5 protein-coding genes are annotated in these 6076 nt (G+C 63.2%); all 5 read left to right on the top strand.

The genetic code is table 11. The annotated features are described in order from the left end of the window. The first annotated feature begins 216 nt into the window (after nucleotides 1–216). The 5 genes from ACGF2Y_RS36460 (at nucleotide 217) to ACGF2Y_RS36440 (ending at nucleotide 6005) form a co-directional block, all read left to right on the top strand. A complete protein-coding gene (locus ACGF2Y_RS36460) occupies nucleotides 217–1596 on the top strand; it encodes an IS1380 family transposase (protein WP_392956363.1) in 1380 nt (459 codons plus the stop codon). Nucleotides 1597–1848: 252 nt separating this feature from the next. Then, nucleotides 1849–2834, top strand: a protein-coding gene (locus ACGF2Y_RS36455) for an IS5 family transposase (RefSeq protein WP_392956361.1) whose coding sequence is annotated in 2 segments (ribosomal slippage) — nucleotides 1849–2268 and nucleotides 2271–2834 — 984 coding nt in all. Because the reading frame shifts where the segments join, the coding sequence is not laid out codon by codon here. A 354-nt stretch (nucleotides 2835–3188) separates the two neighbouring features. Beyond that, a complete protein-coding gene (locus tag ACGF2Y_RS36450; protein ID WP_392956358.1) occupies nucleotides 3189–3398 on the top strand; it encodes a hypothetical protein in 210 nt (69 codons plus the stop codon). 1846 nt (nucleotides 3399–5244) lie between these two features. Further along, nucleotides 5245–5496, top strand: a complete 252-nt coding sequence (locus ACGF2Y_RS36445) for a helix-turn-helix transcriptional regulator (RefSeq protein WP_392956356.1) — start codon at nucleotides 5245–5247, stop codon at nucleotides 5494–5496. Nucleotides 5497–5627: 131 nt separating this feature from the next. Beyond that, the gene (locus ACGF2Y_RS36440) at nucleotides 5628–6005 is read left to right on the top strand and encodes a hypothetical protein (RefSeq protein WP_392956354.1); all 378 of its coding nucleotides are present in this window, start codon (nucleotides 5628–5630) and stop codon (nucleotides 6003–6005) included. Nucleotides 6006–6076 lie beyond the last annotated feature (71 nt).

Genomic DNA, 6076 nt, shown 5'->3' with positions numbered 1-6076 from the left:
GCTTCAGGCGAGCCCACTGCGTATCCGTCAGATCTCCACGTGCCACAACACAAGATCATCCCACCTCAAGATCCACTTCCGATACACGCCCTAGCCTCGCGCTTTCGCGAGTGGGGTTGTCCGGGTCTTGATCAAATAAGCGGAGAGTGCTGCTGACCTGCAACGATGGGACTTGTCGAGGGTCCTGTCAGCTGCGAGGAAAGAAGCACTCTCCAGGTGAAGAAGCGTAGCGGGTTGTATCCGCGTGTCCGTGTCGAGGGCGGCGGCCGTGGGGTGGTCTCGCAGGCCGGGTCGGTGCTGCTGGTCGAGACGGTCCGCAAGTCCGGGCTGGACACCGCGATATCGGCGGCGCTGACGCCGTGGCGCAAGCCGCGGGCGGTGCACGATCCGGGCAAGATCCTGCTGGATGTGGCCCTGGCCGTCGCGCTCGGCGGGGACTGCCTGGCCGACGTTGGCATGCTGCGGGCCGAGCCGGGCGTGTTCGGCCCGGTGGCCTCCGATCCGACCGTCTCCCGTCTTATTGACTCTCTCGCCGCGTCCGGCCCCAAGGCCCTCGCGGCGATCCGGGCCGCGCGCTCGGAAGTACGCGGGCGTATCTGGGACTTGGCGGGTGCGAGCAGTCCGGCCGCCGACGGCCAGGTGATCGTAGACATCGACGGAGTGCTCGTCCTTGCCCACTCCGACAAGCAGGACGCCACCGCGACCTGGAAGAAAACCTATGGGCACCATCCCCTCGTCGCGTTCGTCGATCACGGCCAGATGGGGTCCGGAGAGCCGGTGGCCGCCCTGCTGCGGCCCGGCAACGCGGGCTCCAACACCGCCGCCGACCACATCGAGACCGCCCAACTCGCCCTGGCCCAACTGCCGAAACACCTGCGGCGGGGCCGGCAGACACTGATCCGCACCGATTCCGGCGGCGGCACTCACGCCTTCCTCGACTGGCTCTCCCGCCGGGGCCGGTGGCTGTCGTATTCCGTCGGAATGACCATCACCGACACCCTCCACCAGGCCGTGCTGAAGATCCCGAAGAAGGCGTGGACGCCGGCCTACGACGCCGGCGGCACCGAGCGGCCCGGCGCCTGGGTCGCGGAGATCACCGACATGCCCGACCTGAGCACCTGGCCCAAGGGCATGCGCCTGATCGTCAGGAAGGAACGCCCGCACCCCGGCGCCCAGTTGCGCTTCACCGACCTCGACGGGCTGCGGCTGACCTGCTTCGCGACCAACACCAAGGGCGGCCAGCTCGCCGACCTCGAACTGCGCCACCGCAGACGGGCCCGCTGTGAGGACCGCATCCGAAACGCCCGTGACACCGGACTGCGCAACCTGCCCCTGCACGAGACCGCCCAGAACCGGATCTGGCTGGAGATCGTCTCCCTCGCGCTCGACCTGCTCGCCTGGATGCCGATGCTCGCCCTGACCGTAGACACCCGCCGCTGGGAACCCAAGAAGCTCCGCATGCGCCTGTTCTCCGCCGCCGCCCAGCTCGTGAACACCGGACGCCGCCGCTGGCTCCGCTTCACCGCCCGATGGCCCTGGACCGACGTCATCACCCACGCGATCGACAGGCTCCACACCCTCCCGAACCCCGGCTGACCAGCGACTCCGACCGTCCCGACAACCCGCACCACCCCCACCGGCGAAGTGGAACCCGGCGCCCACCCGACGCGAGAGCCGGGCCCTCAGCCTGCCCCAACCCCGAAAAGACCCCACCCCACAGACACAACGTCCCCGTCAGCAAGCTGACGGGGACTCATGAACGATCGAGGCTAGGTCCTGTCTGGAATTCGGATCACGATTCGGTGGATCGCCTGCGCACCGCGGCCCGGTCTTGATAGATCGTCGGTCATGGCGCGAGGCGATCTCACCGACGAGCAATGGGCCCTGATCGAGCCCCATCTCCCGATCGCCGCGGTCGGGCCCATCCCTGACCTGCGGAAACACTTCAATGCGGTGATGTGGCGGTTCCGCACCGGCAGCCCCTGGCGCGACCTGCCGAGCGAGTTCGGGCCCTGGCAGAGCACCTACGACCGCTTCCGCATCTGGGTGGGGCAGGGCACTTTCCAGCAGCTGATGGAGGCGGTGATCGCCGAGGCAGCCGCTCGCGGGGAGACCGACATGGGCCTGGTCAGCGTGGACTCCGCGACGTCCCGGGCCCACCACCACGCCGCCGGGATGATCCTCGAAGCGGAGCAGTTGGCAGCCCTGGAAGCGGCCGTCGAGTCCGAAAAGGGGGCTCATCGAAGGAACAAGAGCCGCGAGAGGGGCAATCCGACAATGGCGAGCGAGCCGAACGGCGCCGGATCCGCCGACGGCACCGCGCCCGCTTGAAGGCCGCTGAGCTGGGGCGTTCCCGGGGCGGGTTGACCAGCAAGATCCACCTGGCGGCCGACCGGCGCTGCCGCCCGCTGGCGTTCGTCCTCACGCCCGGACAGGCCGGCGACAGCCCGCAGTTCGTCCCGGTCCTGGAGCGGATCAAGGTACGCGGGCCGGTCGGACGTCCGAAGACCCGGCCGGACGCGGTGGCCGCCGACAAGGCGTACTCCTCCCGCCGCAACCGCCGCTACCTGCGGAAACGGGGGATCCGGGGGGTGATCCCGGAGAAGGTGGACCAGGCCGCCAACCGCAAGAAGCGCGGCTCGCGCGGCGGCCGCCCCGTCAGCCACGACGTGGACTTGTACACCGAACGCAACACCGTGGAGCGGTGCATCAACCGCCTGCGGAACTGGCGCGGCATAGCGACCCGCTTCGACAAGACCCCGCAGAGCTACGAGGCCGGACTCCACCTGTGCGGTGCGATGCTCTGGCTCCGCAGCATCGCACCACATTCATGATCAAACTCCAGACAGGACCTAGGTCGTCTTGGCCAACTGGGCGACCGCCAACTTGGCCGACCTAAAGAATCTTGTGGGGGTGTTGAGGACCGCGTCCAACAGCAGTGGAGCGGGGCGCGGAGAGCCCCGAGCGCGAGTACGGGACCTGCGCGGCGTAATCTGGATAGCGCACTCAAATCGGTTGGTGCCTGCCTCGCGCGTTGAGGAGGTGTGCTGATGACTGGTACCCCGACTCCGCAGCCCCCGCAGTGGGGACCCCGCCCTGACGGCCCTCCACCTCCCGCCCGTGAGGCGAAAGAGAGGAAGCCTCACAGGATCTTCCTTTGGTTCTTCCTTGCGGTACAGGTGTTGTTCTTGATCTGGATCATTGCGGGTGTCAGCGCTACCAGCGGCGATCCCTCCTGTGAGGGACTGACGGGCGATGCGCTCGAACTGTGCCGGGATGCCGGAGACGTCGGAACGGCGATCGGTGTCGGCCTGATCATCGTCCTGTGGGCGGCCATAGACGTCATCCTCGGGATCACCTACGGCATCTATCGGCTCAGTCGGGGGCGGAAGTCGTGAGTCCAGGATATTTCGGCTGCTCCGCTCACGGCTGACCCTGCGTCTCCGCAGGTCAAGCACAGCGCTCACCCATCCATACTGCGCGACTACCTCGACTAGATCGCGGAAGATTCACCGGCCTGAGCCGGCCAAGGGTGTGGGTCGTGCGGTCCCCCATCGTTTACTCAGATGTGCTCCAGACCCGCGCACATGTCACAGACCCGCTGAGAGCCCCCCTGAGCCCCTTCCGGGCCACTGTAGTACTTCAGGGCCAAGCGCAGCCCGCACACCCCACAGGGCAGCCCCTCATCACCGTCGTAGCGGCGGATTCGCGTACTCATACGCCACCACCCGCTAAGCCGCGTCTCTCAGCCCGCTTGGCCGCCTTGCGCAGCCTGTTGTCCGCACGTCGGCACACCTGGCAGTACCCGTGGTTCAGCCACTCCGACGCCGTGTACAGGCTCTGCGGCTTGTACCTGCGGCAGAGCCCGCACCGCTTGATGCGGCCCCACCGTTCCGGCGCAGCCTGGTACCCCACGGGGAGCCCGTTCGCGTCGAACGCGATGCCCTCCGGCGAAGTGCCCGCCACAGAGCCATAGAAATAACTCTTCTTGCTCACAGAAAAACCATCCTTAAACAAAAGCAAAAAGGGGCATCCTCCGAAAGGCCCGGTGACTACAGAAACCAGGCCGAGAGAATGCCCCACTTGAAAGGAAAGCTCTCGAACTTCCCTTTATGTATAAGCCCTTTAGAGCTAATCAACTACACATGATCATTATAGCAGAATATGCCGGAATATGGCTTTTATGAATTTTCTTGTAATTGGGTGTCACCGCCCACGATCACACAGGAGTCCCATTCCGAAATCACCTCAAAAATCCAAGGGGTGTCGGGCCATACCTGATTCCCACAGATAAAGATCCTTCGCAGAAAATCTTTTGCGTTTTTCTGAATCCGAAAAATCTTCAGAAACAAACAAATAAATGAAATATCTTTCACAAACAAAACCATTTCCAACATCGATCGATTCATCCATCAATCACCAACACAACCATGACCATCCACCATCTACTCCCTTCCTCTTAGCCCCTTCCGCCACCCACACCCCACCCGACCCTTCCCGACCCCACTCTCTCAACCTCTTTGATCATTCAAGCGTCTGCGAATGTGACCAGCAGTTGGAGCACTACTGCCACAACAGCGCTCTGACCTCGACTTTCAAGGGGTTTCAATCTGACGGGGTCACGTATAGGTCACATCGATTCGCTGACAACACATCACATTACTCGAAGTCAGAAACCTCGAAGATCCTTTGATTCACAGTCAGAACAGACCAAGATCCCCCGTAATCGAAGGTCAAATACCGCGAGTGCTGCGGATATCGCAGATTCAGTATCAAATATGCCCTGATCTCGTGGGGATATGTGCTTAATAATCATGGAATCGAAGGTGATCGGACAAGACATCTGAGCATATCCCATCTATCGAATTCATACTCCAAAGACACTGCTCATACCCCTGACCTGCATTCTTGCGCTTTCCGGGGCCTTGATTATTCTCTGTTACATTTCTTTCGTGCCTATGTATTCTCTTGCCTTGTTTCGGGGGTCATTCCAGAGTCGCCGTGACTACCACTATTTCGTTACCCGAAACGTTACCCGTTACCCGTTACCATTCGGTCGGGTAACGTGAATGGTAACGCGGGTAACGTGCCAAAATCGCAGGTCAGGGCACTTTGGCGAGTCCGACGTTACTCGTTACCCCCGTTACCCCCCTCTTTAGAGGGGGTATCGGGTAACGACGGGCGAGTGCCGCGTCCGGTAACGGGTAGTCCGGTGACCGGGAACCGGACGGAACCGGATCGGACATGAGCCGGAAGAAGTGTACGAAAGGTGGCTGCCATGTCCGCCATGGCGGGGAAGGTGAGGGCATGGATACTTCAGGATCTTTAATGACACCGGGGCAGGCTGCCGAATACATGGGGGTCGCTGTTTCTACTCTGGCGAACTGGCGGTGCCGGGGTGAGGGGCCGCCCTTTGTGAAGGCGGGGAAGAGAGCGGTCCGGTACCGGGTCGCAGACCTGGACAGGTGGCTGTCGGAGGGGGCGCTGAGGGCCTAGGAGGCCGTCCGGTACACGTACACTCGTTGAACAGGAAGAACGCGCGCCAGAGAGCCCGCTCGGGGCCCCGGTGAAACACGGGGGAGCAAGAGGCGCTGCTACACCAGCGACGCGCGAGAAAGACAAGATCAATGGGCACATCAGGTACGGCATCGGTCTACGACCGGTGGCATCCGTCACGGCCGTCAGAAGCGTTCAAGGCGGCGCACGAACCCTGCCAGCACTCCACCAAGACCAAGCCTCTGTATCCGGCCGCTATTCACGGCACGGGGAAGCAGTGGCAGGTGCGGTACCGGGACGCGGACGGGAAGCAGCGCAAGGAGCACTTCCACAAGAAGACGGACGCGAACAACCGGGCGTCTGCGATACAGGCCGACTTGCAGCGGGGTCAGTACATCGACCCGCAGGCGGGGAAAGAGACCCTGGCGTCGGTGGGGCAACGTTGGCTCGAATCGGCGTTGCACAAGGATTCCACGGCGGAGAGCGCTAGGGCCTGTATCCAGTTGTGATCAATGGATGGTCCGCGCGAGGTCCTTGATCCAGATCATGGAGGCGCGGAGATGGAGTCCGGCGAGGTAGC

The sequence above is a fragment of the Streptomyces sp. NPDC048142 genome (genome assembly GCF_043202835.1).
Lineage (GTDB): Bacteria > Actinomycetota > Actinomycetes > Streptomycetales > Streptomycetaceae > Streptomyces.
Note: the sequence above shows the minus strand (reverse complement) of the source record. Positions and strands in the feature narration are given on the sequence as shown.

Coding starts and splice junctions, on each gene's coding strand:
- ACGF2Y_RS36445 (WP_392956356.1), top strand. CDS start 5,245: ATGAGCCGGAAGAAGTGTACGAAAGGTGGCTGCCATGTCCGCCATGGC.
- ACGF2Y_RS36440 (WP_392956354.1), top strand. CDS start 5,628: ATGGGCACATCAGGTACGGCATCGGTCTACGACCGGTGGCATCCGTCA.